General features: G+C 41.8%; 17 protein-coding genes and 1 pseudogene. 10 read left to right on the forward strand and 8 right to left on the reverse strand.

All coding sequences use genetic code 11. The annotated features are described in order from the left end of the window. The first annotated feature begins 33 nt into the window (after positions 1 to 33). Both purE and purK read left to right on the forward strand, forming a co-directional pair. Positions 34 to 597 carry a 5-(carboxyamino)imidazole ribonucleotide mutase gene (gene purE / locus HGO23_RS15840; protein WP_209027223.1) on the forward strand — a complete coding sequence of 188 codons (564 nt, stop codon included), beginning with the start codon at positions 34 to 36 and terminating at the stop codon, positions 595 to 597. Continuing rightward, a complete protein-coding gene (purK, locus tag HGO23_RS15845; RefSeq protein WP_209027224.1) occupies positions 594 to 1,661 on the forward strand; it encodes a 5-(carboxyamino)imidazole ribonucleotide synthase in 1,068 nt (355 codons plus the stop codon). Before purE ends, purK begins: the two co-directional genes overlap by 4 nt. Before the next feature lie 126 nt (positions 1,662 to 1,787). Here purK and HGO23_RS19790 read toward each other — a convergent pair whose 3' ends face one another. Both HGO23_RS19790 and HGO23_RS19795 read right to left on the reverse strand, forming a co-directional pair. Next, positions 1,788 to 1,937 (reverse strand): hypothetical protein, encoded by a 150-nt coding sequence (locus HGO23_RS19790; RefSeq protein WP_244967829.1) that lies wholly within the window; start codon positions 1,935 to 1,937, stop codon positions 1,788 to 1,790. Continuing rightward, positions 1,934 to 2,263 carry a riboflavin synthase gene (locus tag HGO23_RS19795; RefSeq protein WP_244967830.1) on the reverse strand — a complete coding sequence of 110 codons (330 nt, stop codon included), beginning with the start codon at positions 2,261 to 2,263 and terminating at the stop codon, positions 1,934 to 1,936. The genes HGO23_RS19790 and HGO23_RS19795 overlap by 4 nt, the downstream gene beginning before the upstream one ends. Before the next feature lie 78 nt (positions 2,264 to 2,341). On the opposite strand from HGO23_RS19795, the gene HGO23_RS19800 reads away from it, so the two are divergent. From HGO23_RS19800 to HGO23_RS15870, 4 genes are all read left to right on the forward strand, one after another. Beyond that, entirely contained in the window at positions 2,342 to 2,584 is a 243-nt protein-coding gene (locus HGO23_RS19800; protein ID WP_244967831.1) for a hypothetical protein, read from the forward strand. A 138-nt stretch (positions 2,585 to 2,722) separates the two neighbouring features. After that, positions 2,723 to 4,009: an MFS transporter gene (locus tag HGO23_RS15860; protein ID WP_209027225.1), complete on the forward strand. Its 1,287-nt coding sequence runs from the start codon at positions 2,723 to 2,725 to the stop codon at positions 4,007 to 4,009. A gap of 47 nt (positions 4,010 to 4,056) precedes the next feature. Then, positions 4,057 to 4,233: a hypothetical protein gene (locus HGO23_RS15865; RefSeq protein ID WP_244967832.1), complete on the forward strand. Its 177-nt coding sequence runs from the start codon at positions 4,057 to 4,059 to the stop codon at positions 4,231 to 4,233. Continuing rightward, positions 4,227 to 4,523: a fatty acid desaturase gene (locus tag HGO23_RS15870; RefSeq protein ID WP_244967833.1), complete on the forward strand. Its 297-nt coding sequence runs from the start codon at positions 4,227 to 4,229 to the stop codon at positions 4,521 to 4,523. Before HGO23_RS15865 ends, HGO23_RS15870 begins: the two co-directional genes overlap by 7 nt. Positions 4,524 to 4,766: 243 nt before the next feature. Here the strand turns inward: HGO23_RS15870 and speD are convergent, their stop codons facing one another. The 6 genes and pseudogenes from speD to ybbA form a co-directional block, all read right to left on the reverse strand. Further along, on the reverse strand, positions 4,767 to 6,272 hold the full coding sequence (gene speD, locus HGO23_RS15875; RefSeq protein ID WP_209027226.1) for an adenosylmethionine decarboxylase: 1,506 nt from the start codon (positions 6,270 to 6,272) through the stop codon (positions 4,767 to 4,769). A 287-nt stretch (positions 6,273 to 6,559) separates the two neighbouring features. Then, positions 6,560 to 7,922: pseudogene (locus HGO23_RS15880) on the reverse strand (ISKra4 family transposase). A gap of 23 nt (positions 7,923 to 7,945) precedes the next feature. Continuing rightward, positions 7,946 to 8,506, reverse strand: a complete 561-nt coding sequence (locus tag HGO23_RS15885; protein WP_209027227.1) for a recombinase family protein — start codon at positions 8,504 to 8,506, stop codon at positions 7,946 to 7,948. Positions 8,507 to 8,645: 139 nt separating this feature from the next. Next, positions 8,646 to 9,263 (reverse strand): plasmid pRiA4b ORF-3 family protein, encoded by a 618-nt coding sequence (locus tag HGO23_RS15890; protein WP_425330501.1) that lies wholly within the window; start codon positions 9,261 to 9,263, stop codon positions 8,646 to 8,648. A 35-nt stretch (positions 9,264 to 9,298) separates the two neighbouring features. Beyond that, on the reverse strand, positions 9,299 to 11,716 hold the full coding sequence (ybbP, locus tag HGO23_RS15895) for a putative ABC transporter permease subunit YbbP (RefSeq protein ID WP_209027228.1): 2,418 nt from the start codon (positions 11,714 to 11,716) through the stop codon (positions 9,299 to 9,301). Then, a complete protein-coding gene (gene ybbA, locus HGO23_RS15900) occupies positions 11,713 to 12,399 on the reverse strand; it encodes a putative ABC transporter ATP-binding protein YbbA (RefSeq protein WP_099135785.1) in 687 nt (228 codons plus the stop codon). The genes ybbP and ybbA overlap by 4 nt, the downstream gene beginning before the upstream one ends. Between ybbA and tesA the strand changes: the two genes are divergently transcribed. The 4 genes from tesA to HGO23_RS15920 all read left to right on the forward strand — a co-directional run bounded on the left by tesA (position 12,370) and on the right by HGO23_RS15920 (position 15,809). Continuing rightward, positions 12,370 to 13,002: a multifunctional acyl-CoA thioesterase I/protease I/lysophospholipase L1 gene (gene tesA, locus HGO23_RS15905; protein WP_209027229.1), complete on the forward strand. Its 633-nt coding sequence runs from the start codon at positions 12,370 to 12,372 to the stop codon at positions 13,000 to 13,002. The two genes, ybbA and tesA, sit on opposite strands and share 30 nt — an antisense overlap. A 66-nt stretch (positions 13,003 to 13,068) precedes the next feature. Further along, complete coding sequence (locus tag HGO23_RS15910; protein WP_099135786.1) at positions 13,069 to 13,845, forward strand: SDR family oxidoreductase; 777 nt, start codon at positions 13,069 to 13,071, stop codon at positions 13,843 to 13,845. 110 nt (positions 13,846 to 13,955) lie between these two features. Continuing rightward, positions 13,956 to 14,834, forward strand: a complete 879-nt coding sequence (locus HGO23_RS15915) for a co-chaperone YbbN (RefSeq protein ID WP_209027230.1) — start codon at positions 13,956 to 13,958, stop codon at positions 14,832 to 14,834. A gap of 45 nt (positions 14,835 to 14,879) precedes the next feature. Continuing rightward, a complete protein-coding gene (locus HGO23_RS15920) occupies positions 14,880 to 15,809 on the forward strand; it encodes an SPFH domain-containing protein (protein ID WP_209027231.1) in 930 nt (309 codons plus the stop codon). The last annotated feature ends 45 nt before the right edge of the window (positions 15,810 to 15,854 follow it).

Consider the following 15,854-nt stretch of genomic DNA (forward strand, 5'->3'; position numbering starts at 1 on the left):
CTGGTGGACATCCAATACAGGAGCATCTGATTTATGACGGCAAGCCCTGAGCCCCAAAAAACTATTTCCACAACAGCGGTTACCTTTACAGCAAAAACACCACATCATGCCAAAATTGCTATTGTCATGGGTTCAAAGAGTGACTGGGCAACAATGCAACATGCAGCCGATGTTTTAACCTCCCTTGATATTCCTTTCCATGTTGAAATTGTTTCGGCGCACCGAACACCCGATAAACTTTTTCATTTTGCCGAACAGGCGAAAGCAAACGGTTTTGATGTAATTATTGCTGGTGCAGGTGGCGCAGCTCATCTGCCAGGAATGCTGTCAGCTAAGACCTTAGTTCCTGTATTTGGTGTCCCTGTACAGAGTGCTGCACTGAGTGGTGTTGATAGTCTCTATTCCATCGTCCAAATGCCAAAAGGCATTCCGGTTGGTACGCTGGCTATCGGCAAAGCGGGAGCAGCAAATGCAGCATTGTTGGCGGCTCAGGTATTAGCATTACATGATGATGCCCTATTCCAACGTCTGTCAGATTGGCGTCAGACACAAACTCAGGATGTTCTGGATAATCCAGATCCTCGGGAGGATGCATGAAACCTGTTTGTGTACTGGGTAATGGTCAATTGGGTAGAATGCTACGTCAGGCAGGTGAGCCATTAGGAATAGCTGTCTATCCGATTGGGCTGGACGCTGAACCAGAATCCGTTCCCTATCAGAGCAGTATCATCACCGCTGAAATTGAGCGTTGGCCTGAGACGGACTTAACCCGTGAACTCGCTCATCACAATGCTTTTATTAACCGTGATATTTTTCCACAACTGGCTGATCGCCTGCCACAAAAGCAACTCCTGGATAGTCTTGGATTGGCGACAGCTCCGTGGAAGTTATTAGCTGATCCCAGCCAATGGCCGCAGTTGTTTAACGAGTTAGGTGATTTCATTATCGTTAAACGTCGTACCGGGGGTTATGATGGCCGTGGTCAATGGCGCATCCGACCGGGTGATGAAGATACATTGCCGCCCGAAATTTACGGTGAATGTATTGTAGAGCAAGGTATTCCATTTTCAGGGGAAGTTTCACTGGTTGGTGCCCGTAACGCTCAGGGAAAATCGGTATTTTATCCATTGACCCATAATCTACATCAGGAAGGTATCTTACGTACAAGTGTTGCTTTGCCAAATGCACATCATCAATTACAACAACAAGCAGAAAAAATGCTGTCCATTATCATGGAGCATCTGAATTATATGGGTGTCATGGCGATGGAGTGCTTTATTGTTGGTAATGATTTGCTGATTAATGAGCTGGCACCACGGGTACATAATAGTGGTCACTGGACACAAAATGGTGCTTCCATCAGTCAATTTGAACTTCATCTACGGGCAATTCTCGATTTACCTATACCTCAACCGGAAATATCGGCTCCTTCAGTGATGGTCAATCTGATCGGTACAGAAATAAACCCTGAATGGCTCAGCTTACCGCTCGTTCGTTTACATTGGTATGATAAGGAAGTTCGCTCAGTGCGTAAGGTAGGGCATCTGAATCTGGTTCATTCTGACAGAAATATATTAAGAGCTGCACTACAAACATTAAGCTCGTTATTGCCTGAAGAGTACCAAACTGGCCTGAAATGGGCACAAGACAAATTAAACTGAAGAAAACCGTAGGAAGTGGTAATCATTTTAAATAAATTACCACTTCTTATATCAACTGCAACAAGCTATTTCTTTAATAACGTTCTGGATAGTGTATCTACAATCGTTCTTGTGGTTTGGTCGATTTCATAATTGAGGAAATCTCCTACATTTGATCTTACTAAGATTGGTTAATCTTAAGGTTTCAGGGATCAAATTTAAGGCAATGGTTTTATTCTCTTCATCAATACCATTGATAGTTAAACTACAGCCATGAAGCCCGATGAAACCTTTCAAGAAAAAATATTTATATTGTCTTGGGGGATCCGAATAACCAACCGATAAGTTTCACTTGTTGCAGTAAATTCGACTACTTCAGCAATCCTTTCCACATGTCCATAAAGATTATGCCCCCCATTTTCCTTATACATATGGTGTGAGCGTTCAATATTGACTTGATCCCCAATGGAAAGAAACTTTAACGTTGTGATATCAGCAGTAAAATCGGAAATATCAAAAGTGATTTTATTTTCGCTAAATTGAGTGACAGTCAGACAAGTGCCATCAATAGCAACACTGGCTCCAATAGCAATATCATCAAAAAAATGATTATTATTACTCATTACTAAATAAAGTTGCCCCTGAGAAAACCATCTCCCCTATCGTCGAAGGCTTCGGTGATTACAAAATCGGTAATATATATGTCTACAGTATTTGGCAAAATTCACTACAAAATGACTATAAAAGGCGATAAAAGCACCTATTACTATAAATTTGTACCCAGACTCAGTACCAGTAAAATCACAGGGTATGACTTTTCCTATGGTCCATTGAAAGATGTGCTGTTTGCTCAGTGGATTGCCAAAACCAAAAAGGTAAAATATGACTATTTCCCCGGTATCAGCCCGGTCATCTGTGGACAGGTATTGCCATCAATCCGGTAAAAATAAGTACAAAATAAAAGATATGCCTTACTTTCGCACAAACCAATTTAGCTATGGGATGTTTATTCGATACAGCTTTTTTTAATAAGCACTTAGAATAGAGCCGTTTTTAATGATTTATTCCTTGATGGGGTCACAATGTCCATTCAACACGACAAATTCGGGCGTATTTATCAGTGGTTTTTGCTGATACTTTTAGGCATGGTCTATTTTCTGTCCACAGCAACAACCTTTACGTCATTGGGTGTTGTCCTGCCCAGCATGATAAACGAGCTGGACTGGAGTTGGACTGATGCCGGCCTGGGGTTCACTCTGCTTGGCCTGACTTGCGGGCTATCCAGTTTCCTGCCAACGGTTTGCATTCGCAAAATTGGTGTTCGCTTCACGCTATTTATTGGCCTACTGATTTTTCTGGCTGGCTTCTACAGCCTTTATCACACGCATACTATTTCATCGTATTTTATCGGAACGGCTTTAATTGGGGTCGGATTTACCTTTCTGGCAACAGTACCGGGCACCTATGTTATTTCACGATTATATGAAAAACAGTCCCTTGCTTTTGGTTTCTATTTTACGATTGGCGGACTGGGAGGCGTGATTGGCCCATGGATCTATTTTCTGGCAACCCGTGTCTGGGGAACGTGGCGAATGCACTGGATGATCTCTGCCGTCGTTCTGGCTGTTTTTGTTATCCTGACCATTCTTACTCTTCAGGAAGGAGATCGGGAAATAGCCCATGCTAAGGCAGTCAATCAAAAGCACAATAGCGAAAATTCCCCCAGTATCTATCGTACCAAGCAGTTATGGACAGCCCGACAAGCACTGCGCACCTGGCAATTTTATGTCATTGCCGCAACCTATACGGCGTTTCTGTGGTGTGGTATTACAGTGAATAGCTTTGCCGTCGCCCACATTATCGAAAATGGTTTCAGTGAAGTGATTGCCGCTGGGTTACTGAGCGCTATGGCTTTCATCAATGCTTTTTCAAGGTTGGCCGGTGGTGCCGTGGGAGAGTGGCTTGATCCGAAAAAACTGCTGGTTGGCAGTCTGGCTATCATTATTTTTGGCTTAATCGCCTTGAGTATCGCCTCTTCATGGTCATTCCTGATTGCCTTCACGCTGTTTGTCGGCATGGGTTATGGTATGACTTTCCTCGCTTCCAGTGTCCTGCTCGCCAATTATTTTGGCCGTAAGCCTTATCTGGAACTATTCTCGATCATGAACCTGATTTCTACTCTGGCGTGTCTGGCCCCTTTTTTTGCCGGTGCCATAAAAGATTGTTCCGGTAGTTTTACCTGGGCTTTCCTCATCATTGCTATCCCTGTATTTGTCGTGTTAGTTGTAACACTGATGATGAAACCCCCCAGCCAAAAAATGAGAGACGATTCAGTCGAAAATGAGAAGCTCACTGACGAAATTCACTAAATAATGATTACTATACTCTGAAACAGCACACAAATAAGGAAATAGTGATGTCAAAGAAAGAGTTCGGTGTATTCCTGCCCATCGCCAAAGGTGGGTGGATTATTTCCAAAAACACACCACCACTGGATGCGTCTTATAAACAAAACCGTGAGGCGGCTATTCTTGCCGATCAAATCGGCCTTGATTTCATTTGCCTGCATCTGAAAATGAGGCATTATTGCTAACACGAAATACAAAAGGTATTTGGTGGGAACGCTTCTTGTTTGGAAAACATTATGATAATTATCATTTAGTACATCACTTGTATCCGGGTATTCCTCATTGGAACATCAAGAAAGCACATATATATTTATTGAATGATTCCAATTATCAAAAATGGGATGACCTATGGGGAGGGATATTTATCCGTGAATATCCGCACCAAGAAACCATGCTAAGCTACGCATCAAAGTATAGAAAATTCAAAAAAGAGAATAAAGAGGGAAGTTTTGCAAAACGTCTACTTTCTATTTGAATATTTTTCATACAAAATAATTTAATCTAAATGGGGCTTTCAGGGCCCTATTGTGATTTTTTGGTATCAGGTAATCAGTTCCAGGAGATTTATTCAAAATAGCATAACGATTTAGGTTCCTTATTCTGTAACTGATTGTCTTTCACGCCCAGCTAATTAACAATCAGTTCCTTCGTTGAGTGAATAAAACTAATGCTTCAACGTTGAGTAAGGTGTTAAGAATATATTCTACTTATCTTAAAATTAAAAACCCCGCTGTAGTATTTTATATTCATATTCTTGAGCATTAAGCTGCGTTTGTAGCTGTATCATAAATGTATCTTGATGTTTAAATTCATTGCAAACGAATAAATCAAGAGCGGCATATTGGTGTTCAGGCCATGTGTGAATAGTAAAATGTGACTCTGCTAATATTAGTGCACCACTGACACCCCATGGTTGGAATTGATGGAAGTTATGAATAATCACATTCAGCTCACATTGTTGGGCAATATCAAGCATGATTTTTTCAATGGCTGATACAGATTTCAATACCTCTACATTACAATCTTTCATATCTATGATCATGTGAGTGCCAAGTTGTCGTGTATTATCCGATGTACTGACTTTTTCCTGACCACGATATTGAAATTTAGTGCCGTGACATTTATTACAAGTTGCTTCTATGAGCTGCTCTATCGTTAATATATTCTTTCCATATCCAATGGTTATCATGTTATTACATGATTTACATTGGTAAAATTTTATACGAGGATTAATTTCTCCGGTATAGATTTTATCTGAATAATTATTTTCCCCTGAGATTGTCGGGTACGTTTGAGGTGTAACAGAAAGAACATAGAGATCGCTGACATTACTGATAATACTTCCACCATGATATTTATTGAATTGCGGATAAATATGTTTGATAAGAAGATTCTGATTATTAAATAACCTTTGAACTTCTTGGTTTTCGATTGGTTTTTTTTGACCAAAGGAGAGTAAAATCTCACTATTATCATTTTTAGTGAAACTAATAGCGCGTGATAAAAATAGTTTTAATCCGCTCAATGTATAAGGGGGATCTGTCAAGACGATATCAAAATTTTTAGTGTATACATTAGAGAGTTTTAGATCTAAATATTCAGTATTAATGACAAAATTATTTTGCTCTGCGACATCTCGAATAAATGTTAGTAGGTCCTGATCGATATCCTTGACAAAAATATTTCTTGAGCAGTCGTAGCCGAGCTTTTTAAATGCCATCATCAGGGCTAAGGAAGTCAAATCATCATCACCCAAAAATAAAATATTTCGTTTAAATACTCTTGGGTTATTAAGTAGTAGAATTACCCGGCGTATTGATGTCTCTAATGTAGCATGTGCTTGATCTAACAAAACATTGACTTGAGGTCTACTGTTATATATAGGCTCCAATAAAACGGAAAGCTCTTTCTCAAACTCTTCTCGTTTCTCTTCTGATGATAGCAAATTATATTTATTTATATTAATTGATTGGTATCCCAGTTCATCTTGTACGTATTTTACGCCGATAGAGTTTAACTTAAAAACACCTTTATTTTCAGCATAATCATATTTTATTAATTCTTTTTTAAATGCTGAGATGATAGGGATAGGTAATTTACTATTTAATGAAAGGTCTCTATTTGAGGTATGGCCATATAAATATAGTCGTATTAATAACTCTTCTAGTATCTCAACTGGATGTGATAATTTCATATTATCTTTTATATTATTAAGTTTGTTCATTTTAATCTCTTTTTTGATATATTATTTCGTTCGGATTTTTTCGATTATCTTCAAAAATATTATTTTTATTTCTCTAGCTCTATAATTTTATCTTCCTGTAAATTATTTATTATGATTTTCATTATATAGAGCTGAATGAGTTTCAACTAGTTTTTATTATTTATGAAATAATAAACCTAAATTATATTATTTGATCATATACTGAATATTAAGCTTGGATTCGCCTAGTAAGTGCAATTTCTAAAAAAGGCGGTCAGTTGCGAGAGCATAAAAATCTGTGGGGTATTTTACGCCGCTATAGCATCCAGCTCTGTGTTCTTCAATTTAGGATACCAACGATGAAATATACTTTCCAACTCACCATTTAAGACCGCTACCCGTGTTTGCAAAAGATAATGCGCACCTTGCTGGCTCCATTGCATCTGTTGCTTTTTCGCCATACGTTTTGCTATCACTTCATGAACCGTGGATTCTACAAATGCCGTTGATATTGGCTCCCCATAACGATACCTCTCCCCATAATTTGGGATCATAAATTGGTTATTGGCAATATAAGTCATCATTTCATCTAAATAGCGTCCCATTTTTTTGTTTTTGCTATTTTTACAGTGTGATCCCTCTTCATCGCAATCACAAATACACAAGCAACTATCCCGTTGGTCGAGGGCATTTCCCACATTACCATGCCATAAATACCATTTCGTTTTTTCGAGTCGGCTTTGTAATTCTGTGCCAATATCGACTGATTTTGTTAAAATACCTTTAATGCATTGATTCAGTACGGTTAACCGCATACTGATATGAAACCAATCTAAAATATGCTCTGCTTCTGGGTAGATACCTATTTGCATCATTCTCAGATTATCGGCGCCATCTGATAAAAAAGTGATCTGCTGATTAGTTTGCACACCTTGGGCATTCAATACTGACAGTAATCGTTTTCTTGGATTATCTTCTAAAACATGCACGTAACCAAATCGCTTCGCCTGAACATTTTCGGAGTACGCTTTTCCTGTAATAATTTCAAAATTATTTTTCCGATTATGGCAATCCCTCACATAACCGCCATCAAGCCCAATTACCATGGGTTTTCCTGGTCGGGGTAATTTTTCACTATCATATGCGCTTTTTTCAAGAAAATCAGCTTGCGTGGCAAGCTCCGTTTCTTGTTGTTTAGCAACGCTAACTAAGTGATTACGTACTGTCGCGGAATTAAGTGTTTGACTTATCGGTAAAATATCTTTTAATCGTTCAACAGTGAGATCATATGACATGTTCGGGGTGCGTATTATCCAGCAACCATTCGCTGAGTAAACTGACTGATTTTGTTGTGGCTTGTTCGCACTGACAACGATATAGGCGAAGACCTTTAATGGGAATAACGCCAAATAAAGTATGATAATGGCGGGTTTGATGATCTTTTATTTGACGCGGTTTTTCACAGTGAGGGCAACATCAATGGGCTTGCATATACGATTGGCTTTGAGCACGAATTATCGATAACTGTGCGGTATTGAGTAATTTTTTGGATTCGTGAATTGATAACCCTAAAGGCTCATCTTGTTCGGTTGTTTTATGTAACGTCAATAAGGTTTCTTGATGAGTTGAACCATCATCCTGTATCACAACCGCTTTTATTATGACTTTCATCATCCCCTCCGATTTTTAATCGTTCATCTTTTCCTTAATTTATAATAGGTTGAAACGCCAATCCCCACGTTATCACATGCTAATTTCAGGCGAATACCTTTTGATTTTAATTCATCAACCATGGCCACTTTTCGCTTGTCTGCCGGCGGACGGCCAGTGTTTTCTCCTCGTCCTTTTTTAGCCGCAATGCCTTCAGCTTGACGCTCTCTAATGAGCGCACGCTCAAACTGGCTAAATACCGACATCATATGTAATTGTAGCTCTTGTAATGGATTACTCTCGCTAGCAGAAAAATGAATATTTTCCTTGAGAAAAACAAGCGAAATGCCTCGTTGTTTCAGATCAATGGTTAAATTACACATATCCATCATATTTCTGCACAAGCGATCTATCGAATGAACAATGAGTGTATCTCCACACTCTAATATCGATAATAATTGTTGCAGATTTGGGCGATGTGTATCTTTGCCACTGGCAATATCGATAAAAACAGTTTTTATCTCATAACCCGAATTTTGAATGGCAACTTCTTGTCGGGCTGAATTTTGTTCTGCTGAGCTGATGCGTATATAAGCATAAATCATAAAATAGTCCATAAAGGTTACAGAAGTTTTTGTAATATTCTCTAAACCTTATTTTAGATTACCTTTAGAGACAATTTTGACACTGAGATCTCTATTTACGTAAAAGTATACCTTTGTGGATACCGATCATCACTATCCACTACAGCCCTATCTCGATGGATTCAAGTTCCGGTGAATCAAGGTTGAGTCTACTTAATTGGCGGTTAACCTTTGGACGGTTGAATCTGACGGCATCAAGTGCCTCAATCAAGGGACGAATCTCTCCGACTGTGGTCGTTTCATCAGCATGAATAATCGCGTTGAGCAATGCCAGTGTTTTAGTAGTTTCATCGGCTAACGTCGCGCCAGGCATTCTGTTCCCGGCCAAACAAAAGGGGGACTTCAGGTCAGCGTTTTCGAGAACAGTTTCAATACGAATATCGTGAAGCCAGTGCTCGAAGAAGTTGTACTCGTAGGTAAAACGGTCATCGGCATCAAATTCAAAGTCATCCAGCGCGATTTTGTAAGGGTTATCAAGAAATGTAATCCCGCCGGAGTAGGAAATGCCGTAATTTTTACCATAAATACGGAATTGGTGAAGGTGCTCATCCTGCCATCCCTGCGCGATCTGAATGATATAATGAAAAGCGGCTAAAGATGTCTCGCCTGATAGCCTGAATCGACGCCAGACCATTGGGCTGATCCCCCGAAGAGCCACTTTCACAATATAGGTTTTCATGGCGAGCGACGACCCCGAAAAATAGGCTTGGTTGCTCATTCTATCGCTAATTGAACAGAGTGCCCCACGCTTTTTTATGCTCTCCCCTGACTGCGCAATAGTCGGATACCCAGCCAACCACCACACAACGAAAGCAACAGGCTGCTGATAATCGGCAACACGAGCCACATCAGCCACTGCGGTTGCCACGGAAAATCAAAAACTTTTGTCTGCAACAACCAAAGTGCAATTTCGGCACCAAATGCCGCAGCCAAACCCGCCATAAAACCGAGCAAGGCGAATTCACTCCACAATGTACGACGCAACAGTTTTTTACTGGCTCCTAACGTTCGATAAACTACCAGTTCAAGTTGTCGTTGGTTCATACCAACCTGAATCTGTGCCAATAAAAGCAATCCACCACAGACCATCACCAGCACAACCATAATTTCCAACGCCCGACTAACTTGCTGCAAGATACCTTGTATCTGCTTAATCATAGAGCCAATATCCAGCATACTGATTGTTGGGAAATGACGATTCAGTTCCGTTAACAGTCTTCCATTCCCCTCATAATGGAAGCTGGTCAACCATGTTTGCGGTTGGTGCTCCAGTGTTTCTTTGGCAAAAATAAAGAAGAAGTTCGGATGCAGGCTTTCCCAATCCACTTTGCGAATGCTGCTGACTGTCACCGCAAAAGTTCGGGTGTCTCCGGTAAAAGTCAATTTATCCCCAACCTTAATCTGTAATCGCTCTGCAACCCCCTGCTCCATGGAAACTTCTTTTGATTTCGGCGGCCAGCTTCCTTCCACAAGGGTGTTAAACGGTGGCAATTCTTTTTTCCATGTTAAATTGAGTTCACGACGTACTGTTGTACTTTTGGGATGCTTTTCATCAGCCCATTCAATTGCCAACTGCCCATTAATTTCCGTTAAACGTGCCAACACTACAGGATAGTATTCCGTTGGCTTCACGTTATAGTTTGCCAATAAATCATTTACCTGAGCAAGTTGCGGCTGGGTCATGTTAATCAGGAAATAATTCGGGCTATCTGGTGGTAACTGCTGCTGCCATCGCCCCAGTAAATCCCCTCTCACCATGATAAGCAGTGCCAATAACATGAAGGAAAGTGAAAATGATGCTAATTGTGTCATCGTCTGGAATGGGCGGCACAACAGTCGGCTGACCGCCAGACGCAGGCTCAACTGGCGAAATGTAATACGGCGCAGCAACCACAAACCACTCCAGCCCAGTATGCCTAATAACAATGCAACAATTGGTACACCTGCCAGCAATGACCACAACAGTGGCTCAGTTCCTGCCAATAATACTAATCCACCAGTAATCAGCAGTGCTACCGCAGGCAGATAATAACGTAATGGCCAGATAGACGCGGTGACTTCACTTCGTAATACTCTTGAGGGCTGAGTTGCCATCAGTTGGCGATAAGGTCGAATGCCCACCAGCAGAGCAATACTGAACAGCGCTCCAATCGCCCATACCCACGGCCACATCCCTGCTTCCGGTAACATCTTAGGTAGCATGGCGGCCAGTACCCGAATCAATAGCGATTCAAAAACCAGCCCCAGAATGGAGCCGACAATCGTAGCTGCAAGCAATATCACCAACCACTGCCCAACGATCCACTGACGCAACGCCCAACGACCTGCCCCCAGTGTTTTCAGGATCGCAACCAGATTGTGTCGGCTACGGCAATAGTGAGTCATGGAGACGGCAACCGCCGCCACGGCCAGCAATAATGTCAGTAATGCCGACAACAACAAGAATTGTTGGGCACGTTCGATGGATTGTGCCAACGCGCCATTATCCTGTTTTAGTGTCAACCAACGCTGATCCGCTTTTAACTGTGGATCGATCAGTTGCCGGAATGATTGAACCGCCTCTGGCGAACCAACAAACATATAACGATAAGTCAAACGGCTTCCCGGCTGAATTGCGCCTGTCGCTCTGGCATCATCAATATTGATTAAAATACGGGGAGAAAGCTGGAATGGATTAAAACCACTATCGGGCTCTTGCAACAGTTCGCCACTGATTTTCAATGTGGTATCACCGACATCAAGGTTATCCCCAACTTTAATATTCAATAGTGCCAACAAACGGGGGTCGGCCAGTACAGAACCTTTCTCTGGTTTTAATCCCTTTGGATTAGTTTCCAGTTCACCATACAACGGGTAACGTTCATCGGTTGCTTTAACCTGAGCCAGTTGCGGGGTATCTCCTGCATAAGTCATGGTTGAAAATGAGATTTGACGGCTTAATGTCAGTCCTTTTTCCTGAGCCAGCTTTAGCCAGGATCCATCAACCGGATACGATGCACGTAATACCAGATCGCCGGCCAGAAAATCGCGGCTTTGATAATGGACACTCTGATCAATGCGATCACCAATACGCCCCAATGCCAATACACACGCTACAGCTAGTGTCAGGGACAACCAGACAATCAATAGCGATGGTGTACGCCATTCACGCCAAAACCAGCGCCAGATCATGCTTCCTCCCGTAATTTTCCATCCACCAGACGTAAACGACGCTGGCAACGTGCTGCAAGCTGGTTATCATGTGTCACCAGAATCAGTGTCGTAGCATAATCGTGGTTGAGCGAAAAAAGCAGATCTGCGATACGGTCACCAGTTTGACGGTCGAGATTGCCCGTCGGTTCATCCGCAAACAGAATTTTTGGGCGAGTACTGAATGCTCTGGCCAATGCAACTCGTTGCTGTTCTCCGCCCGAAAGTTGGGCCGGCATATGTTTCAGGCGTTTTCCCAATCCTAACTGTTCAAGTAATTCGCTAGCCTGTTGACGACTATGACTTTCGGATTCTCCCCGCAAAAGTGCCGGAAGCTGAACGTTTTCCAACGCATTCAGAGTAGGGATCAACATAAACGATTGGAAAACAAAACCCACATTTTCTGCCCGCAGTTGTGCCCGCTGTTCTTCGTCCATACGGCTGATATTCTTTCCCAGTAAATGCACTTCCCCTGAGCTACCATCATCCAAACCGGCAATAATGCCTAGCAAAGTGGATTTCCCTGAGCCTGACTCACCAATTAATGCAATTGTCTGTGCCGGCTCGACAAGTAGCTCAACACCTTGCAATATATTAATTACCTGTTCCCCTTGACCAACATGTTTAATGAGATTATGAACTTCAAGAATACTTTCTACAGCCATGTACTTTTCCTTTTCTTGTTGATGCTATGCAGTGCCAGAGTAGTGGCAGCTGATACTCTACTTATATTGGGAGATAGTCTCAGTGCTGGCTATCGCCTGCCCATTGAGCAGTCATGGCCCACCCTAATGGCAAAAAAATGGCAGCAAGCAGGTAATAAAATAACCGTCATTAATGGCAGTATCAGCGGTAATACCGCAGTACAGGGGCTTGAACGTCTACCTGAGTTACTGAAACAACACAATCCTAAATGGGTTCTGATCGAACTCGGAGCGAACGATGGTTTACGTGGTTTTCCAGTCCAGCAAATAGAACAAGATCTGCAAAAGATCATTACTTTGATAAAGCAAGCCAACGCTAACCCATTATTGATGCAAATCTATATTTCGCCGAATTATGGAAAACGCTACACCGAATCTTTCGCCAAAATTTACCCTTCTTTATCAAAACACAATCAAATCCCTTTATTACCCTTTTTTATGGAGCACGTTGCTATCAAGCCAGAATGGATGCAAGATGATGGGCTGCATCCCAATCAAACCGCACAACCTTTTATTGCTGATTGGATGTTCAATAGACTGTCAGCATATATCACCCATAAGTAAAAATATTCATTAATTAATAGTAAATCATTTATTTCAGTAAGCTGATGTAATTTAACAGGTAAAGTTATGCAAAAAGCAGTTCTTATTACTGGCTGTTCCAGCGGTATCGGATTAGCCGCCGCCAAAACCCTTCATCAACGCGGTTATCGTGTTTTGGCTGCTTGTCGCAAGTCTGCTGATTTAGCACATATGCGTGAATTAGGTTTAGAACCTATAGAATTGGATTTGGATGATAAAGAAAGCGTCAAAAGAGCTGCTGAACAAGTGATTGAATTAACCAATGGTCGTTTGTTCGGACTATTCAATAACGGAGGGTTCGGGGTTTACGGATCGTTGGAAAGCATTTCCCGTGAACAGATGGAAAAACAATTTTCCACTAATTTCTTTGGCACCCATCAACTAACATGCCTGTTATTGCCAGCCATCCGGGCCAATGGTGAAGGGCGGATAATCCAAACCAGTTCTGTTCTGGGATTAATTTCTACACCCTGCCGTGGTGCATACTCTGCCAGCAAATATGCGCTCGAAGCCTGGTCTGATGCTCTGAGAATGGAATTATTCAGAACAGGGATCAAAGTCAGCCTGATAGAACCGGGGCCAATTAATACACGTTTTACAGAAAACGTTGCTCAGGCCGAAAGCGACCATCCTGTCGAGAATCCTGAGCTTGCACGTCGTTTAACGCTTGCTCCTGAAGATGTTGTCACAAAATTAATTCATGCACTGGAAAGCTCCAACCCTAAGTTACGCTATCCTGTAACATTATTGTCTCACGCTATCACGGTTCTTCGTCGTCTGTTACCCGCGAGGCTAATCGATAAGATTGTGTATTGGCAAAACTGAGATTGAAAAAGACATAGGTCATCCCTATCTATTGTTCATATATACCCATTCATATATTTGCAAAATGAAGGGGACAATCGCCTGATAACGCACTTAAAGAGAGACATCCCATGGAATCGACAATGAATACTAACAGCAACACTGCTCAGATTGTTCACATCAATGAATCTAATATTGCTCCACTTGTTCAGCAGTCCTTAAATCAGCTTGTGGTATTCTATTTCTGGTCACCACAAGATCTCCATTGTCACGAGTTAGAAGTGACTCTTGATAAGCTCGCACATGAATATGCGGGGCAATTTATTCTGGCTAAGGTCAATTGCGATCAATTAAGTCATATCTCTGCACAATTTGGTGTACGTACCGTACCAACAGTGCTTTTTGTACGTGAGGCCCGCCCGGTTCATGGTTTTGAAGGGTTACAGACAGACGAAAACATCAGAAAAATGTTTGCCCAACTTTTGCAGCAACATGAAAAATCGCCGTTGGAACAAGCAAGTGAATTGCTTGCTGAAGGCAAAAATCTGGAAGCCTTACCTTTGTTGAAAGAAGCATATCAGGCAGATCCGCAGGATACTGAACTGGGTTTATTCTTGGCTGAAGTCCATATTTCACTCAATCAGTTAGAAGACGCCCAAAAGATACTGGAAACTATTCCATTGGAAAATCAGGATCAGCGTTATCATGATTTGCTGATGGCCATTGAATCACATAAACAAGCTGCTGATTCACCTGAAATTCAAAAGCTTCTGCAAGAAATGGCAACACAGCCAGAAAATGCAGAACTTGCGATTCAATTGTCATCGAAATTACATGAAGTCGGACGTAATGAAGAAGCCCTTGAACTGCTGTTAGGTTTCCTGAAAAAAGATCTCTCTGCTAGCAATGGAGAAGTGAAAAAAACGTTGATGGATATTATCTCTGCACTCGGAGCCGGAGATGCACTGGTATCTAAATATCGTCGTCAAGTATACTCCTTACTCTATTAATCAGAGATTTTTTGTATTCCATGATTAACTAATAGAGGAATTATTATGGATTTACTCTCTCTTGGGGCTGTCCCCATTCTGATCATTATTGCGGTTGTCATCGTCTTTACTTGTGTGAAAACCGTTCCACAAGGATATCAGTGGACAGTAGAACGTTTCGGCCGCTATACCCGAACATTGACCCCGGGGCTGCATATCCTAATACCATTTATTGATCGTATTGGCCGTAGAATCAATATAATGGAGCAGGTACTGGATATCCCATCGCAAGAAGTTATTTCCCGCGATAACGCCAATGTCACCATTGATGCCGTCTGCTTTATTCAGGTTGTCGACCCGGTACGTGCTGCCTATGAAGTCAGCAATCTTGAACTGTCAATTATTAACCTGACCATGACTAACTTCCGTACTGTTCTGGGTTCAATGGAACTGGACGAAATGTTGTCTCAGCGCGATTCAATCAACAGCCGTTTACTGACAATCGTTGATGAAGCCACTAACCCGTGGGGGGTGAAGATCACCCGTATTGAGATCCGCGATGTACGTCCACCTAAGGAATTGATTTCCGCAATGAATGCTCAAATGAAAGCTGAACGTACCAAACGTGCAGATATTCTTGAAGCAGAAGGTATTCGTCAGGCAGCCATTCTGAAAGCTGAAGGTGAAAAACAGTCTCAGATCCTGAAAGCAGAAGGTGAACGTCAATCAGCATTCCTGCAAGCAGAAGCCCGTGAGCGTGCCGCAGAAGCAGAAGCACGGGCAACAAAAATGGTCTCTGATGCTATTGCTGACGGTGATATGCAAGCGATTAACTACTTTGTCGCTCAGAAATATACCGATGCCCTGACCAGCATTGGCACAGCAAATAACAGCAAAGTGATCATGATGCCGTTGGATGCCAGTAATCTGATGGGTGCTGTAGGAGGCATTGCTGAGTTGATCAATGAAAGCAAGAAGGGCAAGCAGGATATATAACGGCTCGGTATAAACGACCATTTCAGGATAACTACTATTTCAGGA

This window comes from Xenorhabdus budapestensis (genome assembly GCF_017743015.1).
Classification (GTDB): Bacteria; Pseudomonadota; Gammaproteobacteria; order Enterobacterales; family Enterobacteriaceae; genus Xenorhabdus; species Xenorhabdus budapestensis.